General features: G+C 42.9%; 17 protein-coding genes. 9 read left to right on the top strand and 8 right to left on the bottom strand.

Annotated elements, in window-relative coordinates:
- Window positions 1–38 precede the first annotated feature (38 nt).
- Both AQPE_RS05040 and AQPE_RS05035 read left to right on the top strand, forming a co-directional pair.
- The gene (locus AQPE_RS05040) at window positions 39–3,269 is read left to right on the top strand and encodes a glycoside hydrolase family 2 TIM barrel-domain containing protein (RefSeq protein WP_318349960.1); all 3,231 of its coding nucleotides are present in this window, start codon (window positions 39–41) and stop codon (window positions 3,267–3,269) included.
- Between the two features lie 164 nt (window positions 3,270–3,433).
- Window positions 3,434–4,774, top strand: coding sequence for an MFS transporter (locus AQPE_RS05035; protein WP_318349959.1), 1,341 nt, complete (start codon window positions 3,434–3,436; stop codon window positions 4,772–4,774).
- Between the two features lie 21 nt (window positions 4,775–4,795).
- Here the strand turns inward: AQPE_RS05035 and AQPE_RS05030 are convergent, their stop codons facing one another.
- Complete coding sequence (locus AQPE_RS05030) at window positions 4,796–5,389, bottom strand: Crp/Fnr family transcriptional regulator (protein ID WP_318349958.1); 594 nt, start codon at window positions 5,387–5,389, stop codon at window positions 4,796–4,798.
- Between the two features lie 272 nt (window positions 5,390–5,661).
- Between AQPE_RS05030 and AQPE_RS05025 the strand changes: the two genes are divergently transcribed.
- From AQPE_RS05025 to AQPE_RS05010, 4 genes are all read left to right on the top strand, one after another.
- Window positions 5,662–7,911 carry a nitric-oxide reductase large subunit gene (locus tag AQPE_RS05025; protein WP_318349957.1) on the top strand — a complete coding sequence of 750 codons (2,250 nt, stop codon included), beginning with the start codon at window positions 5,662–5,664 and terminating at the stop codon, window positions 7,909–7,911.
- 68 nt (window positions 7,912–7,979) lie between these two features.
- Window positions 7,980–8,708, top strand: a complete 729-nt coding sequence (gene ric, locus AQPE_RS05020) for an iron-sulfur cluster repair di-iron protein (RefSeq protein ID WP_318349956.1) — start codon at window positions 7,980–7,982, stop codon at window positions 8,706–8,708.
- Between the two features lie 361 nt (window positions 8,709–9,069).
- Window positions 9,070–9,657 (top strand): hemerythrin domain-containing protein, encoded by a 588-nt coding sequence (locus AQPE_RS05015; protein ID WP_318349955.1) that lies wholly within the window; start codon window positions 9,070–9,072, stop codon window positions 9,655–9,657.
- A gap of 146 nt (window positions 9,658–9,803) precedes the next feature.
- On the top strand, window positions 9,804–11,900 hold the full coding sequence (locus AQPE_RS05010; protein WP_318349954.1) for a beta-galactosidase: 2,097 nt from the start codon (window positions 9,804–9,806) through the stop codon (window positions 11,898–11,900).
- A 404-nt stretch (window positions 11,901–12,304) separates the two neighbouring features.
- Here the strand turns inward: AQPE_RS05010 and AQPE_RS05005 are convergent, their stop codons facing one another.
- The 5 genes from AQPE_RS05005 to AQPE_RS04985 form a co-directional block, all read right to left on the bottom strand.
- Complete coding sequence (locus AQPE_RS05005; RefSeq protein ID WP_318349953.1) at window positions 12,305–13,729, bottom strand: sialate O-acetylesterase; 1,425 nt, start codon at window positions 13,727–13,729, stop codon at window positions 12,305–12,307.
- A gap of 139 nt (window positions 13,730–13,868) precedes the next feature.
- Window positions 13,869–14,228, bottom strand: coding sequence for a hypothetical protein (locus tag AQPE_RS05000; protein ID WP_318349952.1), 360 nt, complete (start codon window positions 14,226–14,228; stop codon window positions 13,869–13,871).
- Between the two features lie 158 nt (window positions 14,229–14,386).
- The gene (locus AQPE_RS04995) at window positions 14,387–14,764 is read right to left on the bottom strand and encodes a hypothetical protein (protein WP_318349951.1); all 378 of its coding nucleotides are present in this window, start codon (window positions 14,762–14,764) and stop codon (window positions 14,387–14,389) included.
- Between the two features lie 11 nt (window positions 14,765–14,775).
- Entirely contained in the window at window positions 14,776–15,216 is a 441-nt protein-coding gene (locus AQPE_RS04990) for an SRPBCC family protein (RefSeq protein ID WP_318349950.1), read from the bottom strand.
- 182 nt (window positions 15,217–15,398) lie between these two features.
- Entirely contained in the window at window positions 15,399–17,330 is a 1,932-nt protein-coding gene (locus AQPE_RS04985; protein ID WP_318349949.1) for a glycoside hydrolase family 97 protein, read from the bottom strand.
- Between the two features lie 179 nt (window positions 17,331–17,509).
- On the opposite strand from AQPE_RS04985, the gene AQPE_RS04980 reads away from it, so the two are divergent.
- The 3 genes from AQPE_RS04980 to AQPE_RS04970 all read left to right on the top strand — a co-directional run bounded on the left by AQPE_RS04980 (window position 17,510) and on the right by AQPE_RS04970 (window position 19,911).
- The gene (locus AQPE_RS04980; RefSeq protein ID WP_318349948.1) at window positions 17,510–18,433 is read left to right on the top strand and encodes a putative 2-dehydropantoate 2-reductase; all 924 of its coding nucleotides are present in this window, start codon (window positions 17,510–17,512) and stop codon (window positions 18,431–18,433) included.
- 29 nt (window positions 18,434–18,462) lie between these two features.
- A complete protein-coding gene (gene thpR / locus AQPE_RS04975) occupies window positions 18,463–19,026 on the top strand; it encodes an RNA 2',3'-cyclic phosphodiesterase (RefSeq protein ID WP_318349947.1) in 564 nt (187 codons plus the stop codon).
- Window positions 19,027–19,197: 171 nt separating this feature from the next.
- Window positions 19,198–19,911 (top strand): VIT1/CCC1 transporter family protein, encoded by a 714-nt coding sequence (locus tag AQPE_RS04970; RefSeq protein WP_318349946.1) that lies wholly within the window; start codon window positions 19,198–19,200, stop codon window positions 19,909–19,911.
- Between the two features lie 105 nt (window positions 19,912–20,016).
- Here AQPE_RS04970 and AQPE_RS04965 read toward each other — a convergent pair whose 3' ends face one another.
- Window positions 20,017–21,099: a glycoside hydrolase family 26 protein gene (locus AQPE_RS04965; protein WP_318349945.1), complete on the bottom strand. Its 1,083-nt coding sequence runs from the start codon at window positions 21,097–21,099 to the stop codon at window positions 20,017–20,019.
- Between the two features lie 10 nt (window positions 21,100–21,109).
- Window positions 21,110–21,751 (bottom strand): DUF1349 domain-containing protein, encoded by a 642-nt coding sequence (locus tag AQPE_RS04960; protein ID WP_318349944.1) that lies wholly within the window; start codon window positions 21,749–21,751, stop codon window positions 21,110–21,112.
- Between the last annotated feature and the right edge of the window lie 71 nt (window positions 21,752–21,822).

Below are 21,822 nucleotides of genomic sequence, written 5' to 3'. Positions count from 1 at the left end.
GTAATTTCGGCATTAAAATAACTAAACCCATTTTAAAAATGAGAAGATTTGTATTTATAAGTCTGGCCATAATGGCCGTTTTCATTGCACAAGCCTTTCGCAATGGATCGACTTCTTCAACAAAAAAACAATTCGTTGAGCAAAATTCAACGATTAATTCAGTATCTGCTAATAGTACTGATACTGTAGTTGTGGGGGCAGCTATTCCTCCCGAAATTGAGAATCCCGAATTACTGGGCATCAACAAAGAACCGGCTCATGCCACATTAATGGTTTACGGCAATCAGGCCGAAGCGCTAAAAGCAATTCGCCATGCTTCGTCGTTTTGCCAAAGCCTGAATGGTATGTGGAAATTCAATTGGGTAGCATGGCCACAGCAGCGCCCGGTCGATTTCTACAAACCTTCGTTTGATGTATCGGGCTGGAAAGAAATTCCGGTCCCATCAAACTGGCAGGTTTTGGGCTACGGAACTCCATACTACAGGAATATGGGTTATATCTTCAAAAAAGATTATCCTCATGTGATGAGCGAACCACCAAAAACTTTCACTGCCTACAAAGAAAGAAATCCCGTTGGAAGTTACCGCCGCGAGTTTGAAGTTCCTCAAAACTGGAATGGTCGTCAGTTATTTCTTACTTTCGATGGTGTTGATGCCGGTTTCTTCCTGTGGATCAATGGCGAAAAAGTGGGGTACAGCATTAACAGCCGCAACGCTGCTGAGTTTGATGTAACCAAATACGTTAAACCGGGCAAAAACATTCTGGCAGTTGAGGTTTACCGTTTTACTGCCGGAAGTTTCCTTGAAGATCAGGACATGTGGCGGTTGAGCGGTATTTTCCGGAATGTGACGCTCTGGAGTACTCCTGATACGCATGTTCGCGACTATTTCATAAAAACCGATCTTGATGCGAAATATGAAAATGCAACTGTTGACGTAACCGCTAAGATTAAAAATTACGGCTCATCAAAAGGAGTCGCTCAGAAACTGGTTGCTACACTTTTCGATGGAATCAAAGAAGTGAAAGGTGCAAAAGCCGAAGTTGCTGTTCCTGCTTTGAATCCTGGTGAAGAGCAGGTTGTTACCCTGAAATTTCCGGTGAAGAATCCAGCCAAATGGACAGCAGAAACGCCAAAATTATATACTACTGTTTTAACCTTGAACGAAGGCAGAAAAACCACCGAAATTTTGTCGTCAAAAACCGGGTTCCGCGAAATTGAGATTAAAGGCCGTCTTTTCCTGGTTAACGGAACGCCAATCAAGCTGAAAGGTGTTAACCGCCACGAACATTGGCCTGAAGTTGGTCATGCCATTACCGAGGCTCAAATGATTCGCGATCTGGAAGTGATCAAACAAGGAAATTGTAACCACGTGCGCACTTGCCACTATTCCGACGATCCACGCTGGTACGAACTGTGTGACGAATGGGGAATTTGGCTGGTTGCCGAAGCCAATGTGGAGTGTCATGGTTACGATGGAAAGTTCGACGAAGAACCTACGATTAAGGCACAGATTATTGACCGCAACGTGGCCAATACTGAGAACTTTAAAAACCATGCATCGATTGTGTTGTGGTCGCTTGGAAATGAGAATGGCGGAATAGGCTCCAATTTTGTAGCTGCGATGAACGCGATTAAAGCCATCGATCCAACCCGTTTTGTTCATTACGAACGCTTCGGAATCAAGAAAAATAATCCTGCCGATATTGATTCAAGGATGTACACCAGTCCGGAAGGAACTGAAAAGATTGCTTTAAGCGACACGGCCTACACCAAGCCGTTCTATTTGTGCGAGTATGCTCATGCCATGTTCAACTCCATGGGAGCTATTGGTGAATACAACGATTTGTTCGATAAATATCCAGCCCTTTTGGGTGGCGCTATTTGGGAATATCAGGATCAGGGATTGTACAACAACCGCGATCCGAAACATCCGATTATCGCTTATGGCGGCGGATTTGGCGAATTTCCGAACGACAAATATTTCATCCACAAGGGAACAGTTTTCTCCGATCGTTCGCCTAAACCACACTATCCGGAAATGAAAAAAGCGTATCAGTGGATTGGAATTACAGTTGCTGATGCTGAAAAAGCAACCGTCAAAATCCGTAACCGCTTCCAGTTTATCAACCTGAATGGATTTACCGGTTCTTGGAGCCTTGCTGAAAATGGTAAAGTGATTTCAAGCGGAAAACTGAACCTTCAGGAATTGAAACCCGGAGCTGAACAAATTGTTAGTGTGCCTTGCAAGGTAACTAATCCAAAACCGGGAGCAGAATATTTTGTGAGAATTTCGTTCACACAAAACAACGACGAATTGTGGGCAAAGAAAGGTTTCGAAGTCTCAACACATCAATTCCAGTTGCCGGTAAAAGTGGCTGAAGCGCCTGTTGCTGTTGCTAATGTGCCGGTTACATTAACCCAGAACGAAAAAGAGGTTTTGGTTAAAGGAAAAGACTTCTCTCTGGCTTTCGACAAAGCAGTTGGAACGTTCACAAGCATCAAAAAAGGCAATCAGGAATTGTTGACAGGCGAAGGTGGGCCGAAACTGCATTTGTGGCGTGCACCTCACCGCAACGACGATATGTGGGCCGACCGCGACTGGGTTAAAAACGGTTTGAAAGAGCTGAAATGGACTGTTACTGAAGTTGAAGCCAATCAGGTTGATGCCAACAATGCCCGGATTTCAGTAAAAATGAAGGCTGAAGGAAAGAACGGATTTGAAGCTACCTACGAAGTTGTTTACTCGGTAAACGGCAATGGCGAAATCAAAGCCAGCAATAAAGTAGATTCAAATAATCCGAAATTAGTGGTTGCACGTATCGGCGTTCGGTTAATGTTGAACAAGCAACTCGATCAGATTTCGTATTTCGGAAGAGGCCCGATGGAAAACTACAGCGACCGCAAAAGAGGTTTCGATGTTGGTCTTTACAGCAGCACAATTGCCGAACAGATGACTCCATACGAAAAGCCGATGGATAACGGAAATCACGAAGATGTTCGTTGGACCGAAATTTCGCAGAAAGCCGGAGCGGGCATTAAAGTAACCAGCGACAAGGATTTGATGCAAATTACCGCCCTGCCTTATACCGACGAAGAAATGGAAAAAACCGAGTACCGCATTGATTTGCCACAAAGCAGCGCTACTGTGTTATGCATCAGTCATAAAACACTCGGAGTCGGTTCTGCAGGTTGTGGCCCAAGACCTTTGCCTCAGTACCAGGTTTTTGCCGAACCAACTTCGTTCACTTACACGATCAAGATTGAATAGCAAAACAAACGGAAAGTTTGTTTTTACGGATATAAAATGCCTGCCTCACAAGGGTGGGCAATTTTTTTTTAATGTGCAGTATAAATGGAAAAAAGAAATAACTACGTTTACGCTAAACTTGAAATTTTGGACAAATAATACCGCAACTATAAAACTAGGAATGCATGATAAAGCGAAACGACGTTCAAACGATTGTGAAAGGCGATAAACGTATTGTACGGGGATGGGTAATGTACGATTGGGCCAATTCAGTTTACCAGTTAACCATCGCATCAGCTATTTTTCCCATTTATTACAACACGATTACCCGCACGGGAAACGATTTTACGGTTCATTTCTTTGGGTTGCCGGTAATAAATACAGTTCTTTATTCGTGGGCAATTGCCGTTGCATACCTGTTGGTTGCCATTATGTCGCCTTTGTTTTCGTCGATGGCCGACTATACGGGTCGTCGCAAAGGTTTCATGCGTGCCTTTACGCTGATTGGCGCCACGGCTTGCGGGGCTTTATTCTTCTTCGACAAAAATCACATCGAACTGGGCGTAATTGCATTTGCGTTGGGAACCATTGGTTATGGCGGAAGCATCGTGTTCTACAATTCGTTTCTTCCGGTTATTGCTGAGCCTGAAGATCAGGATCGGATAAGCGCGCGTGGGTATTCGATGGGTTACCTGGGTGGTGTTGTATTGCTGCTTTTTAACCTGTTGATGATCATGGAACCCAATCTGTTTGGTATTGCTGCCGATAGTTCCTTGCCTGCCCGTATTTCGTTTGTTACGGTTTTTTTGTGGTGGATTGGTTTTTCGCAGATCACGTTTAGCCGCTTGCCCAAATACACGTATCGCCAGCGGACGAAACACGAGTCTGTTTGGACAAATGGGTATAAGGAATTGCGAACGGTATTTAATCAGATTCGGAAGTCTCGCCAACTTAGTCTGTATTTGACCGGCTTTTTCTTCCTGATGATGGGTGTGCTGACAACTATGTTTATGGCTGCAACTTATGGCGAAAAGGAATTAGGCTTGCGCGAAAATATACTTATCCCAACCATTCTGGCCATTCAACTCGTTGGAATGTTGGGAGCCTGGATGTTTGCCCGCATTTCCGAAAAATTGGGAAATTTGAGAGCGCTCATGATCACGGTTGTTTCGTGGGCCATTATCTGTATAGGCGCTTATTTTGTTACCGATGCCATTGGGTTTTTAACTGTGGCATTTTTTATTGGCATCGTCATGGGTGGCTCGCAATCGCTGGCTCGCAGCACCTATTCCAAAATGCTTCCGGCCGATACCACAGACCACACTTCGTTTTTCAGCTTTTACGATGTGATGGAAAAACTTGCCACCGTTGCCGGTACTTTTAGCTTTGGACTAATCGAAGCAATCACTGGTAGCATGCGTTTTTCGGTGCTGGCCATTACCGTATTTTTTATACTCAGTCTGTTTTTTATGTTGCTGTTATACCGAAGTACAAGGATTGACGCAAGAGTTATGAACCCAGTTTAGCGCCAAATCCTAAAGATTTTACTACCTGTAAATTTTATGCCCGATTATTTTCAGACTCCCGTCTTTTTCCAGTGTTTTTACTGTGCGGATTACGGTTTCAACGCGTAACCCAGTCAGGTCGGCAATGTGTTGACGGGTGAGGCTCACCCCGAATTTTTGACTTTCCGGAATACCTTCTTCTTTTTTCAAGTAATCAATCAGGCTTAAAATGCGGTGTTCAGGTTTAAAGCTCGAAATCACTTTCAGTTGCATCGATTTGTACAACAAGCGAGTTGCCAGCATTCGGGTAATTTCGAAATGAATATCGGGGTTTTCCTTCAGGAGTTTAAAAAATCTGGACTTCGAGAGTTTTAACAAGGTCGTATCTTCTTCTGCAATGGTGCAGGCCGGGTAATTCGAATCAGTGAAAAGAGGAGGTTCGCCAAAACTTCCACCAGCTTCAAAAAAACCTTGGGTGAAGATTTTTCCATCGGCGGTGAGGTTAAACATTTTTATTTTTCCGAATTTAATCTGGAAATAATGCGCCGCTTTTTGTTTTTCGTGAAAGAGGTGCACCCCTTTTCCGATTTTTATTTCCACAGCGCCAAATTCATTAAGTAGGTCTTCGTCAATCATAGTTGGGCAATTTGATCTTCAAATTTAATCAAAAGAATAATTTAAGAGATTTTAATCTTATTTATATTCAAAACTTATTTTCTAAAATCAACAAAATTACTTGTTACATATTGAATGATAGTTATTTGAGTGAATTAATGCCTTATGATCCTGCTCATAAAATCAGGACCTGACGCTGATCTATATTTGTTTCAGGATAATTAATTAGCTGTAAATATTAAATATAAATAATTAACTGGAAATACAAAATATAAATCATTAATCTATTCACTATGAACATTCGAAAACTATGGTTTGGATTTACTGCGGTAATGGTGCTCAGTTTCGGAGTGCTCGGTTACTTCGGAATTGAGATTTACCATCAGGCACCGCCAATTCCCGACAAAGTGGTAACCGCTGACGGAACGGTGCTATTTACCGGACAAGACATTCGCGATGGTCAAAATGTATGGCAATCGATTGGCGGCCAGGAATTGGGAAGTGTTTGGGGGCATGGCGCTTATCAGGCACCCGACTGGACAGCAGACTGGCTTCACAAAGAAGCAATTGCAATGCTCGACGTCCTGTCGATGGAAAAATTCAGTAAAAAATTTACTGAAATTGATCCGGCAGATCAGGCGTTCCTGAAGATCAAACTTCAGCAGGATATCCGGAAAAACACTTACAGCGAATCGGCTAAAACAATTACTGTAAGTGCAACCAGAGCTTCAGCCATTCAGAGCACCAGTACTTTTTACTCCGGATTATTTACTAACAATCCTGAAATGGCTAAACTGCGTGAGAGTTATTCCATTCCTGAAAATTCGATTAAATCACAGGATCGGATAGAAAAGATGGTTGCTTTCTTTTGGTGGGCATCGTGGGCTTGCGTTACCGAGCGTCCCGGAAGTGAATTGACTTATACACATAACTGGCCGCACGAAGAATTGGTTGCCAATGTGGCTACAGGCGATTTGCACATCTGGACTGGTTTCAGCGTGATTATTTTGCTATTGGGTGTTGCCTTAATGGCCTATCAGTATGCCCGCACCCGCGATAATGAGGAACACATTGAAATGCCGGCTACTAATCCGCTGATCAATCTCACCTCGACGCCATCGATGAAGGCGACCCTGAAATACTTTGTTATTGTAACAGCTTTGATTCTGGTTCAGGTGATCATGGGTGTTGTTACCGCGCATTTTGGTGTCGAAGGAAACTCTTTTTACGGACTAAACCTTGATACCATTTTACCTTATTCGATCTCGCGAACTTGGCACGTACAGTTGGCTATTTTCTGGATTGCGACTTCGTGGCTGGCTACTGGCTTATACATTGCTCCGGCAGTTTCGGGCTACGAACCTAAGTTTCAGCGACTTGGCGTTAACGTGTTGTTTGGAGCGCTGCTAGTCATTGTTGTAGGTTCGTTGGCTGGCCAATGGATGGGCGTAATGCAGAAACTGGGACTGGCTCAGAACTTTTGGTTCGGTCATCAGGGTTACGAATATGTTGACCTTGGCCGCTTCTGGCAGATTTTCCTGTTCGCTGGTCTATTCATCTGGCTGGCTTTGATGGTTCGCCCGTTAATCCCAATCCTGAAAACTCCTTCCGAAAGCCGTAACCTGATTATTCTTTTTGTGGTTGCTTCGGCTGCCATCGGCTCTTTTTATGGCGCCGGGCTGATGTGGGGACAGCAAACCAATCTGGCCGTTGCCGAATACTGGCGCTGGTGGGTGGTTCACCTTTGGGTTGAAGGGTTTTTCGAAGTTTTTGCCGCAGTTGTTTCGGCCTTTATTTTCGTACAACTTGGGTTGCTCCGGATAAAATCGGCAACAACAGCTGTTCTTTTCTCAACGATCGTCTTTTTGGGCGGAGGTATTATCGGAACGTTCCATCACCTGTATTTCACCGGAACGCCAACTGCAATCCTGGCTTTGGGAGCGACATTCAGTGCATTGGAAGTCGTTCCGTTGGTGCTGATGGGTTTCGAAGTATGGCACAATTACAAACTGAGTAAACATACCAACTGGCTGACAGCTTACCGCTGGCCAATTTACGGATTGATTTCAGTAGCATTTTGGAACCTGGTTGGAGCAGGTATTTTCGGATTCCTTATCAATCCACCAACCGCTTTGTATTACATGCAAGGATTAAATACCACCGCAGTGCATGGGCACACCGCATTGTTTGGCGTTTACGGAATGCTTGGAATTTCACTTATGCTTTTTGTTCTCCGGAACATGTGGGTGAAAAGTGTGTGGAATGATAAATCGTTATCCATTGCATTCTGGTCAATCAATATTGGTCTTGCCCTGATGGTATTGATCAGTGTATTGCCCGTTGGATTGCTGCAAACAGTAGCCAGTGTTCAGTATGGTACATGGTACGCCCGGTCTGCCGATTTCCTTCAACAGCCATTTATGCAAACCCTTCGCTGGTTGCGGGTGATCGGCGATACCATTTTTGCAGTGGGAGTGGTGGCATTGGTGTATTTCGTTGCCGGACTGGTCTTTGGCTGGTCGGTGAAAAAGGAGAATGCATAAAATATATTTGAAGATGTCCGTCGGTTTCTAACCAGCGAGGCGATGTAACACTAATAAAATCAAAAAAAATGGAAAACATTAAAAATAAATCAGTAGGGGAAATTGTAAAACTCGATTTCAGGGCTGCCGATGTGTTCAGCAGCTACGGAATTGATTTTTGCTGTGGTGGAAAGATTTCGGTTTCAGAGGCCTGTGCAAATGCCAAGACCGATGAGTCAATCGTCATTCGGGCATTGGAAAACCTGCAAAATAAAGTAGGTTCAGCCGTTCACGATTTTGATAGCTGGAACATCGGATTTCTGGCCGATTACATTCAGAATACACATCATGAGTATGTAAAAAAGGCGATTCCACAAATTCTGCCGTTGGCACAAAAAGTAGCGGATGTTCATGGCGAGCATCATTCCGAAGTCATCCGGATAAACGAATTGTTTCAGGATTTAGCTGAAGAATTATTGGCTCACCTGCAAAAGGAAGAGATGATACTCTTTCCGTATATCAAAAAGCTTGTAGCCGATGAATCCGCGGGTAAATGCACCGATCCTGGTTGTTTTGGGTCGATAGGTTCACCGATTTCGGTGATGGAAGCAGAGCACGAAAATGCCGGATTAATTCTGAAGGAAATGTACCGGATCAGCGATGGTTATTCAGCGCCGGAAGATGCCTGTAACACCTTTCGGGTACTTTATGGAAAACTGAAAGAATTCGAAGACGATTTACACCGTCATATTCATTTGGAAAACAATATCCTTTTCCCGAAAGCTATTGAGAAGGAGCAGCTAGTATTGGCAAGTTAGTTGGTTTATAAATAGGGGTTTTTGTAAAAATCCTGAGTCCAAAATCCGGATTCAGGATTTTTCTTTTAATGAAATTCGCTATAGTTCGGTAAAACTTAGCAATTCATATCACATTAAGATTTCTCACTTTGTTCGAAATGACAATCAATGAGGTGTGATGAAAGAAGGGTAGGTTTGCGGCTTTGCTGCAAACCTACCCTTCTTTCCCTCCAGACTCGTGTAAATAACTGTTTTTCTGAGCGAAGCGAAGAATCTCAGAATTTTACCGGGACACCAATGATATAAATTTGGTGCTTTTTTAACCGTGGGAAATGGGAATTTTCATTAGTTTTGGAGAGAACTGACTATAAAATTCTTTGCGATGCCAAATCTGATTAATTCTTCGGCTGTAGAAATCACGAATGAGAACGTATTATCGACTCACAATTATAACAACTGGAACTGTGATTACTTGACCGATTATATTATACAAACGCATCATGAGTATGTGAAAAATGCCATTTTGCAGATCAAGGCACTTACCTCTGAAGTGGTTGATTCGTATGGTGCAACGCATTCTGAACTCGCAATTATTCAGAGTCTGTTTAAACAAATTTCAAACGAGATGCTCCTTCATCTGAAAAAAGAAGAGCTTGTTTTGTTCCCCTATATTAAAAAATTGAATCAGGCCAAATCAGACCTGACACATGTTGACAGGCCTGGTTTCGGATCGGTAAAAGTTCCCGCGAGGGTGATGGAAACCGAGCACGAAACTGCCGGCATCATGATGCAGCGGTTGTCAAAACTAAGCAGCAACTATACTCCACCTCGTGATGCATCCGATACGTTTCGGGTTCTGTATGAGAAACTGAAAGAGTTTGATGATGATTTGCATGTACATGTTCACCTCGAAAACGACATCCTTCATCCCAAAGCCATAGCGTTGGAAGAGTTGATTCTGGCGAGTTGAACGTTATGCAATACTCCATATTAAAAAATCCTGAGTCCATGAATTTATGGGTTCAGGATTTTTTCTTTTCATAAAAATCCGGTGAAATGAATTATACTTGTATTGCCAATTTATTACCCTAAAATCTAAATCAAATGATCATGCTGATGAAATTTGTATCATTACCGAAACTGCTAATTCTGAGTATATTCGGGCTTTTCTTGAGTTTCAATTTGAATGCTCAGAATATCGGGAAATTTTTCCCGGCCAAAGACCTAACTTCTGTGGGCGTTTACTATTATCCTGAACATTGGGACTCGACACAATGGGAGCGCGACTTCCAGAACATGGCCAAAATGGGATTCGAATTTACCCACTTTGCCGAATTTGCCTGGGCAGAACTTGAACCCGAAGAAGGAAAATACGATTTCCGGTGGCTCGATCGGTCACTGCAACTTGCTGCCAAATATAACCTGAAAGTGGTGATGTGTACCTCAACAGCAACTCCACCGGTGTGGCTGGTGCGCAAACACCCGGATGTGCTTGCAACCAACGAGGATGGTACGAAAATGGATCATGGCGGACGGCAACATGCCACTTTTTCGAGCAATTATTTCCGCATGTATTCGATGAAAATGATTGCTGAACTGGCCAAACGTTATGGAAATGATAAACGTGTGATTGGTTGGCAAGTGGATAATGAGCCTCGCCGTTTTCTCGATTATGGTGTTGATGCGCCTCAGAGGTTTCGTGACTGGCTGAAAGAAAAATACAAAACCATTGATGCGTTGAACCAGTCATGGGGAAACAATTTCTGGAGCGGGACTTATTCCAGTTTCGACGAGATAAATATCCCGCTTCACAAACAATGGGGGATGAACCTTCATGGGCAACTCGATCATTATCGTTTTGCCGATGCCGAAACAGCAACTTTTCTGGATGAACAGGCCCGCGAAATCAAAAAATACGCTTCGAAAGACCAATGGATTACTTCAAACTATATTCCGATGTACGATGTGGGCTATGTTGGTCAGAGCAAAGAATTGGATTTTGTGGCTTATACCCGGTATATGGTTTATGGTGGCGATCTAGGTATCGGACCGAAAGGTTACCGCGTGGGTGAATATTCGCGCATTGCCATGGCCAACGATTTTTTCCGTCCGCTGAAAGGCGCTTACGGCGTTATGGAACTTCAGCCTGGTCAGGTGAACTGGGGAAGCATCAATCCGCAGCCACTTCCGGGCGCTATCCACATGTATTTGTGGCACGTGTTTGCCGGAGGAAGTAAATTTACCTGTTCGTATCGCTTTCGTGCTCCATTGTATGGTTACGAGCAATACCATTATGGCATGGTAGGCCCCGATGGTGTAACACCAACTCCCGGAGGAAAAGAATTCAGCCAGTTTATTCAGGAAATACAGACGTTGCGTAAAAATTACGACCCGAAAGCTGCACTGCCAAAAGCTTACGAACAGCGTAAAACCGGAATCCTGATTAATACCGACAATGTTCAGGGACTCAATCTGAACAAACAAACCACCGAATGGAATACTGAGGGTCATTTCCTGAAATATTACAAAGCCGTGAAATCGTTTGGCGCTCCGGTTGATTTTGTACGCGACACCACCAATTTTGCCAATTATCCGGTTTTGATTGTACCCGCTTACGAAATGATCGATCAGCAGATGATTGATAAATTGACTGCTTATGCCGAGAAGGGCGGTAATCTGGTGATGAGCTGCCGTACCGGAATTCAGGATCGCAGCGGACATTTGTGGGAAGCCAAATTCTATCAGCCGATGTGGAAATTGTTTGGCGCCGAGGTTGAATCGTACGATTTGTTGATGCCGCAATCTCCGGATAAAATAAAATTCAACAATCAGGAATTTGCATGGACCAGTTGGGGCGATCTGCTAAAACCTTTCGCCGGAACAGAAACCTGGGGAACGTACGAAGGCGATTTCTACGCCGGAACGTCGGCCATTGTTTTCCACAAACTGGGTAAAGGAACGGTAACTTACATTGGTGTTGACTCCAAAACAGGTGATTTGGAAAAACAGGTACTTACTAAATTGTACAAACAGCAAGGTATTCCGGTGGAGAATTATCCGCAGGGAATTATGGTTGAATATCGCGATGGATTTGGGATAGCCATGAATTACTCCGATAAGGTTTATGAAATGAACCTTCCGGCTAATGCCAAAGTTTTGATTGGCAGCAAATCGATGAAAACCGCCGATGTACTGGTTTGGAAAGTGCAATAATTAAATGAGTATCCGTTTTTTACCTAAAACTTAAAGAAGAGTGACTGGCCTTGGCCGGTGAGCCGAAAAACAAGTGAAGGCGGCGTTAAAAAATCTTTTCTGTTTGAGCCGATAGGCGAGTTTAAAAGATTTTAGCCGTCGAACGTTAGTTTTTCGAGCGAAGCGGACTCTGCCTTGACTTTTTTTGAATCCTTTTTTGTGTTAAGACAAAAAAGGATTTAGGGTTTGGGGCAAAGCCCCAATTGTAGATTCAATTAAGTATGCAATCGGATATTCGTAATAATTAATTCTTCGGATAGAAAGGCTAATCATCTACTGAATGCAGATTGTTCAGCTCCATAAAAAAGCAAAACCTCTGATATGAAATCAGAGGTTTTGCTTTTTTATGGAGATAACCCGATCGTTTATTTTTCAGGTTCCCATTCGTCGGTTCTGAATGATGAAACTGGCAATCCTTCTGTGCTGAATAAGTCGCCGACAATAAAATCTTTAAATGCATAACGTACGGCAACAGGTTCAGCAACAGAAGGCGAAATTAAGGTAATGCCAGTTCCGGTTATGAAAGCTTTAGCTGGGAAGAAACGTTTATTGGCTCCAGCCAGTTCGAAGCAACTTAATTCCTTACCATACGAAGTTAATCCGTTGGGTGCATTGTCGAAGGTCAGTTTAACCACTCCTGCATCAGCCTTCATCTCATTCAGAACAGGACTTTGGCTGGCAATTCCTTTTATCCCGTAGGTTTGAGCCAGTGCAAGCAAGGCGAGGCGTTTCGATCCCGTTTCTTTGGCTGCCGGATGGATGCAATCTTTTTCAGCAATATCCATGATACAAGCCATGCCGATGTTTTTAATCGCTGTTGATGCTTTTAATTGGGCTTCGCGAAGGTAAGCTGAGCTCAATCCGGTTGGGCCGTAATCAAATGGAGCAATCTGAACAAAGTAAAATGGGAATTCGCCGATTCCCCACAAAGAGCGCCAGTTTTCGATTAGTCCCGGCATCAGATTCTGATATTCTTTGGGTTCGTTGCGGTTCGATTCTCCCTGGTACCAGATAGCGCCACGCATTCCATAGCCTACAATCGGGTTGATCATGGCGTTGAACAGAACGGTTGGTGTTTGTTGCGAGAGGTTTTCAACCGGTTTCTTCTCCGGAAGTTTCACCCAATCGAAGTTTTTGCATCCCATTTCACTGATCCATGGTTCGATACGGGTTCCGCCCCAGCTTGTATTGATCAGGCCAACCGGAACTTTCAGGACTTTATTCAACATTAATCCAAAGTAATAGGCTGTTGCACTAAATTCGGCTACATTTTCGGGTTCGCACAATTTCCATCCACCGGTCAAATCGTCAAGTGGCTCCACGCTGGTGGCTTTTTTAACCGAGAACAACCGGATGTTTGGGTTTGAAGAAAGTGCGATAGCATCTAAACCACCCATAATCGGTTGGTTTTTATATCCTTTCATAGGCATTTCCATGTTCGATTGTCCGGAGCAAACCCAAACCTCGCCGATCAATACATTTTTTAGTTTCAGTGATTTGCCGTCGCTGATCGTGATTTCATAAGGGCCGCCAGCCTTAGGCGTTACAACTTGTATTTTCCAGCTACCATCTGCCGAAGCTTTGGCGCTGTAGCTTTTCCCATTCCATGATGTGGATATACTAACGGTCGCGTTTTTACTGGCTTTGCCCCAAATTGCGGCCTGAGTTTGCTGCTGCATCACCATGTTGTCGCAAAAAATGGAAGGTAATTTAATTTCTGCAAATGCCTGACTTACAGAAAAAAAGATGACCAGAAGAATAGTCATCATTGAAAAGGCTGTTCGTTTCATTTTAGTTGATTAGGTTTTTATATTTATCTGAATTTGAGGATGCAAGTTAGTTGAAAATCGATATTGAAGCAATGGAATTGAGCTGAAATTACGGATAAATGTTAAAGGCCGGAAGCCTCATTTTTTCGGGAATTGAATCTTATTTCCCAATCTTTTTGATGCGAAGAAAGAAATGAACTGAGGAATCAGGCCTCATTGCGGGCATTTCCGATTTAAATGCGGGATTCAATATCGGCATCCTGAACTGTTGATCTGAAATGATAGATCTCTGGGCGTCAAATTGCGCAAGATCCTGGTTTTGCAGCTCATTTTTCTGAAATAAGAATTGACGATTTTCGCCTTCGGGTGGAACGCTTAATTTCAACGTATCATTCAGAATTTGCTGATAGGAATTGAACCCGATTTTGATTGAATTTGATTTTGAGTCCTGTTTCGATTGAGCTGATAACGAATAGGAAATCAATGCAAAAATGGCTAAGATAAATACTTTTCGTTTCATGGCTATCTTTTTTAGACACTTTAAATTTAGCGAAAAAAATATCCGGTAACTGTTAAATTCCGCTTTTTAACAGTTCAGGATCTGACATAAAAAAGCACGAATCAATCTGGATTTGACTGGTTCGTGCTATCTGTTTGAATGATGAGAAACACAATTTCTTATTTTGGGGCTAACATCGGCTTGTATTTGTCGCGATAATAAAATGCCAGGAACAGATTCCCAATCATTAGCAATACTGCAACAGGTAATCCTGATGGTTCCAGAAATACATGGAACAACAGAATATTCAGGGTAATTGGAAAGATAACCACACTTGCCAACGGAACAAATCTTCCGGATAGAAAAGCAATGGCACATATGAGTTCAACAATTTTCACGGTGGTCATCAGGTAGACCGAAGCGGTCATTCCATCCATGAAGATTTTAACATTGCCTGTTTGTTCAGGTTGAGGCATGAGTTTAAATAGCACAACGATGGACGCAAATGCAAACATGAGACCCATCAAGACACGAACGATAATTGAAGCGATTTTCATTGGGTATAATTTTAAAGTTTCTGTTTTTTTGCAAGAAATTCCTTTAATGAAGTACCTATGAGCCAGGTCCATCCTTCTGCAAAGTTTTTCTTTGCGAAATCGGGGTTGTCAGCCTGAAATGTTTCCAGACCTTCGTGTGTTAGTTTCAACCTGGTTTGGTTGCCTTCATCAAAAAGCTCAAAAGTCACCAGTGTGCTTCCCTCATAACCGTAGTAACGCCAGGAGTATGCAATTTTTTTGCTTTGAATAACCTCCGTAACCCGACAAATGTGTTGGTATTGCCGGTCCTCAGCTGGTCCTCCCATAAATCGAAATTCACAGCCAACTTCCGGTTTAAACTCCGGAAGATCGAAATACCAGAGTTTCATTTCATCTCTGTCTGTTATAGCTTGCCAAACAAATGAGCTTGGTACCTGAAAAGTTTGCTCGAATACAAATGCTTTGGTTTCCATTATTGCTTCATCTATAAGTTTGAAACTGAGTAATAAAACCATTTAGAAGCGCAAAATGTTTTGAGGCTTTGTTGATTCTGAAAATTTAGGTGATGCAGAATTAGGCAAGTGTCAAGAATTGCAGTTGATCATAGGTAATTTCTTAAAATTCAATGTTAACAAGATGTGAGTAATTGAAATTCTCAATTTAGTCTGCCCACTTCTTTAATAATCAGGCAGGCGCCACCACCGGCGGCAAGTTTTACATGCACTGTTTCTGACGGCTTCATGATTTTTTTCTCCGATTTCAATACCTCGCGATTGGTAAGGTAATGGGCATTGTCGCCATCCTGAATAATTGTCATATCATATTTTCCACGTTTCAGGAAACTGAGTGGAATATCAAGCTCCCGGGGCGATTCATTGGAAGCAGCACCAACAAGCCAAACTCCGTCGTTTGCTTGTCGTGCTTCCACAATGTATTCGCCAATTTCTCCTGAAAGTGTTTTGCTTTCTTGCCATGGCATTTTCTGCGAAGCAATAAATTTCAGCAAATCGGGATATTTACGGTAATATTCAGGAATGTCAGGAATAATCGTTGCCCCTGAAAAAACAATTAGTGTGCGAGCAGCTTCCGAAACCAAGGTGGATGGAACTGGTTGATTTTCGTCAACACGAGTCGTCTTCCCTTGTCGAAGATCGAACATCCCATTATTCATGTCGATTGGTCCCGACAACATATTTACAAAAACGGTAGTCACAAAAGTTGAAGGAACAAAAACATGATGTCCATCTAACTGGGCATGACAATATTCACGAGTTATTGCGTTGGGGAAGGTGCGCATCTGTCCGTAAGGATGTACCGGCCCATCGTGAAAATCGCAAAGGAGGTGATTTTGTGCACATAGTTCCGTAATCTTGCGTGTCCATTCATTTTTTTCAGTGGGATTGCCCCTCATAAATCCATATTTGATGCCAGCAGCGCCCCAGTCACCATATTGTTTCAAGGTTTGTTCAATCGGGAATTTGCGCCCACCTACATCGTTAAGATACAGCCAGATCCCGATTCCTTTTTCTTTCCCATACTGAAGTAATTTCTTTACATCATTCACTTTATCGCCTTTCAGCGGGTCTGATTTTGCTTCGTGTTCCGGGCCGTACCAGTTGGCGTCCAGAACTAAGTAGCGAATGTTATTTTCGGCAGCAAAATCAACCATACGAACCCACGATGGATAATTCATTCCGTAGGTGAAGCCATCAACTTGCGCACCGTCAATACGCCAGTCCCATACTGCGACTCCGGGTTTTACCCACGAGAAATCGCCCACTGCCGGAGGGTTTAAAAGTTCGATCATATGCGAGTCGACCATCGTGCCGGGCGTTTTACCGCAAAGAATCACCCGCCAGGCCGATTGAAAACCTGCTTTCAGAGTTCCAGGATTAGAAACAACAGAAAAAGAGGTACTGCCTTTTGTGGACTGAAGAACCAGAGGATCGCCAGTTGCTAAATTTGCTTCATGAATGGCCATGTATAATTTATCACTGGCTTTGACAGTCATTACCGGCAATCGTTTCGCATCGTTTTCCGAAAGTTTTACAGGGCCAATATTTGCGTTTTCGCCGTTATAGAACCAGGCTGTGTAGTCGCCAGCAAAGTGATAGGCAGTTAATTCTGATGTGGCTATTAAACTGTTTTTCTCTTCATCCGGCACACTGTAGCGAAAAGCTACACCATCATTGTATGCTCTGACTTCCAAACATAAATGCTGAAGTTTAGTGGTATCCGGACCAATAAGATTAAACGTTATTTCGTTGTATTCGTCAGGAACCACCGACCGTTTGCCCCATACTGGTTTCCATACAGAGATTACTGAATGTTGTTCAGAATTTTTGATAGCCCAACCAGAGGAAGGCACCGAAACTGAATTCCCGGCAGAATATCCCATTGGTGAGTTTAAAATAGCTGCTTGCTTAAAAGCATTGAAAGAATAACTCAAGGCTCCATCTTTGTCAAGTTGAATGATAATGGTAAGATTTCCGTCAGGAGACGAGATCGATTTGGTTTCCTGAGCCGATAAGTTTTGAATGGAAAGACCGGTAAGTATTAGTAGCAGTGAAAAAAGAGTTAATTTCATGTTAGGTGTATTAGTGTTTAGATGTTTGGTTCTCAAAACTAATGAATTCTTTTGAGTGATTTATGTGTAGCAGGTGGCTTGTAACTTTTTTGTTACGATTTATTGGCTCAACAGTCTTTAAGCTACTTAAAACTGGCTTTGTAGTTATTTTTGCCTGAACACAGAAATCAGATTTGAAAATGGCAATCAGGTACGGAGTAATTGGAACAGGCGCTTTGGGCGGATTTTATGGCGGAATGCTGGCCAAGGCTGGTCATGAAGTTCATTTTTTATTCCGGAGCGATTATGAATATGTTCGCAATCATGGACTTCAGGTTGAATCCGTAAATGGCGATTTTCATTTGTCGGAAGTGAATGCATATCCCAATACGGAAGAAATGCCTTTATGCGATGTGATTCTGGTTTGCCTGAAAACGACCGGGAATCACCATTTGCCCGAATTGATCAAGCCGATTCTTCATGCTAAAAGTGTTGTGGTTTTGTTGCAAAATGGGCTAGGTCTCGAAGAAGATCTTTCGGCTCAGTTGCCGGGAGTTGCCATTGCGGGCGGATTGGCATTTATCTGCTCGAACAAAATTGGGCCTGGGCATATTCATCACCTCGATTATGGAAAGCTGATTATTGGTTCGTACAATGTTCCTGAGCAGGAAATTCTGAAACAAATTGTCTCCGATTTTCAGTTGGCAGGAATTCATTCGGAACTTTCGCCTGATCTGAAATTTTCCCGTTGGCAAAAACTGGTTTGGAACATTCCTTTTAATGGCATGACGGTCGTTTTGAATACCACCACCGACCGTTTGATGTCGAATAATCAAACCCGCGAGCTGTCGAAAGAACTGATGCTGGAAGTGATTCACGGAGCCAATGCCTGCGGAGTTCCGCTGAAAGAATCGCTGGCCCAGCAGATGATCGACATGACCGTCAAAATGAAACCCTACGCGCCCAGCATGAAACTCGATTACGATCATCGCCGTGCTATGGAAATCGAATACATTTATTCGAAACCGCTGGAAACTGCAGGAAAGGCCGGCTTTGAAATGTGTAAAGTTGCTATGCTCGAAAAACAATTGCGATTTATTCAGGCTCATCTGCTGGATAAATAGAATTCGAAAAAAGTCAGTAAGTTTAGGTCATGAAACGACTTTTTATCGGTATTCCAATCGAATCTCAAAGATCAGTTCAGCAGGTTGAGACTTGGAGGAATGACACACAATTGAACCGGAATGTGTTGAATTGGACTATTCCTGGAAATTGGCATATTACTTTGTTTTTTCTGGGTAGCACCGAAGATTCAGCGGTTCCACTGCTGAAAAGATTAATCGACGAATCGTTCAGTAAAATACAGGCTTATGAAACTAGTTTGTTTGGGGTAGGAGTGTTCCCCAATGCCCACAATCCAAAGGTTTTATGGCTTGGCCTTCAAAATCTTCAGCCACTGATGTTAGCCTATTCGATGTTGGGCGAATTACTTCAGCAAAATGGATTTTCATTCGACCAGAAACCACTGAAGCCACATTTGACGATTGCCCGCGTGAAAAGAGCGGATAATCCTTTTGCATTTCAATCGTTGCTAACAGAATATCAGGAGGCAGTTTTCGATCGGGTTAATATGAACAAAGTTGTTTTGTTTGAAAGCATAACCACTCCCGCTGGTCCGATTTATATGCCATTGTTTGAAAAGCAACTGATCCGCTAGTAAGAATCGCGTCTTTTTTAAATTGAACATAGAATATCTGTATATTTGAAAAGTCGTGTCCAATCAGAATCGCCTTGAGCATTTTCATTGCGATAATGTGCCTGAAATCGGATTGGCTAAAGCGAAGAATTTTTGAGAATTACACCTTGAGAGTTATAAAAAACAATTAAAATGACCGAGAAAACAAAGGGATTAGACGATTATTTAGACATTCATTTCATTCACAAAAGCAATTGGTTGAGAGCAGCCGTTTTGGGAGCAAACGACGGGATCTTATCGACATCAAGTCTTGCGATCGGAATTGCGGCGGCGAGTGAACTTCGAGACCCCATTGTGTTGGCAACTTTAGCCGGATTGGTGGCTGGTGCTTTATCAATGGCAGCAGGCGAATATGTTTCTGTAAGTTCTCAAACTGATGTAGAAAAAGCAGATATTGAGCGGGAAAGGCAAGAATTAATTGAAATGCCTGAGATTGAATTAGGACTTTTAGCTGAGATTTACGAGAGAAGAGGACTTAAAAAAGAAACTGCTTTATTGGTTGCCCAGGAATTGTCAGAACACGATGCGCTGGGAGCACACATTCGTGATGAATTGGGAATAAATGAAATAAGTCAGGCCAAACCCATCCAGGCAGCTTTTGCTTCAGGCTTATCGTTTACTGTTGGGGGAATACTTCCACTTATTGTCACACTTTTTCTTCCGGTGAAAAGCCTGGAGTATTATCTCTATGGCTTCGCGATTTTCTTCCTGGTTATTTTAGGGGCTTTGGCAGCAAAAACTGGCGGTTCAAGTATAGTAAAAGCAGTAATTCGAATTACATTTTGGGGTACAGTTGCTATGGGAATAACTGCGTTTGTTGGATATTTATTCAATGTGAATGTTTGATCTGAAACGATAGAAGCCTGTACCCGATTACTATAAACTAAACGTTATTATAACGGAAAAAGAGTCAACCCAGAGCGAAATGCTGTCGGTTGACTCTTTCTTGTTTTATTGAATATCTTTCAGAAACAAGGTTTTCGGGTCGTTGTAGAACTTTACAAAATCCTGTTCGCTGGGGCTGCCTTTGTATGGACCAAAAGGAACATCTTTCGTTTTCGTGAACGAATTTCTCCACACCAAAACATACGAAAGATTATACGGACGGAGGTTTTCAAGTATGGCTTTAGTCCACCATTCTGTTTTTTTGCCAGTTGGATCACCAGCTTCGGTAACTGCAGCAATTTTCCCCTTTTGTGTGGCTATCTGTGTAACAATCCTGGCGCAATTACTTAACATGGTCTGATAATCAGGTCCGTTGTCGTACAGATCAAATCCGAGCAAATCAATCAGGTCGTCGCCCGGATAGCGTTCCAGATATTCGTCGGCTGTTGCGAAACGGTCGGTTGAATAAGAGAATAGTAAATGATGAATGTTTTTCTCATTTCGGAGGTAATTCACGGTAAACCGCCACAGCGCTTTGTATTCGTCAACCGTACACAGGTTTTTACCCCACCAGAACCAGCTTCCGGTATGTTCGTGAAAAGGCCTGAACAAAACCGGAATGTATTTCCCCTGATCAGTTTTCAGGCTTAGCATAAAAGTGGCCAGTTTGTCGAGGTATTGCAGATATTGCTGATGCTTTTCACCGCCTGGCAAGATAGATGCCACTGTCTTTTTTGAACTCACATCCCAGGCAGTTCCTCCGGTTAATAAATTGCGGAAGTGCCAACTTATGGTATTAATTGCTCCAATTTTGTTGGCATAATTTACTCCTTTCCGAATGTTGTCGAAATAAACAGAGTCGAGGCTGTATGGGCCTCCAAGTTCCAAATGCCCCAGTTCCCAACCAATGATTGCCGGATGGTCGCTGCAAACGTCTTTCACGTCAGAACGGCCTTCCTGCGCATACCAGGTTGTTCCGTAAGCAAAGGCATCCTGATGTCCAAACATCATTCCTTTAGGCTCCAGCTTCAACATTTTTTGATACAGCTCAACTGCTTCGGGAGTTGCTTTCGGGTCGGAAGGTACTGGTTTCGCAGCCCATGTTGCTAATCCGGAAAACAAGAGTAGAAAGATTACTAAATTTTTCATAGTTGTTGTGTTATTCCTTTAATTCTGAAATGTTTTTGAATATGGCGGTGGCCGCTTTTTTTGTGTTGTGTGAGGTAACTGCAAAACCCAGGTATATTTTCTCTGGAATTTCCATGTTGAAAGTTGTGTATAGCTTCCATGTTTTCCCATCCGCGCTGTAAAATCCGGTAAAGTCGTTTCCAACCCGTTTCAGCCTGATCCAGGTATTGGGATAATTAACCGGAAATTCAGGAATTCCATCGAATTTGGCAGGATAAATGGCTTTCATTTCGCCGGCTTTTTCTTTCCGGTATTGAAATTCGTAACCGCCATTGTTTTTGTTCCGTGGATTGTTGTTTGGAAATACCTGAAAAAAGATGTGACGACTATTATCCGAGAGATCTTCGCGGGCCATCAATCCGGCTTTGGTGTACAAATGTGGCTCGGTGAGGCTCTCAATTTGGGCAATCAGATCAAAATCGCCGGTTTGTTCCATGTAAACGAACCGAAACTCGTCCTCAACGCCCCACACATCAGCGCCACCGGCAGTAATGGTGATGCTGTTATCCTGAATACGCGATGAACCGGAAATGTCGGGATTCCCGATGTCGGTGGATTTGAATTTCTTTAGTGAAATAGTTTTTTCTTTGGCTGATAACGAAAGGCCTGTCATCAGAAGGATGATCAGTAAAAAGGGAATGTTCTTTTTTGCATAGTGGTTTAGTTAGCGATTTAGTGTTTGGC

Origin of the sequence: Aquipluma nitroreducens, from assembly GCF_009689585.1 — a bacterium.
GTDB classification, from domain to species: Bacteria; Bacteroidota; Bacteroidia; order Bacteroidales; family Prolixibacteraceae; genus Aquipluma; species Aquipluma nitroreducens.
This window is presented reverse-complemented; position numbering and strand designations above follow the sequence as displayed.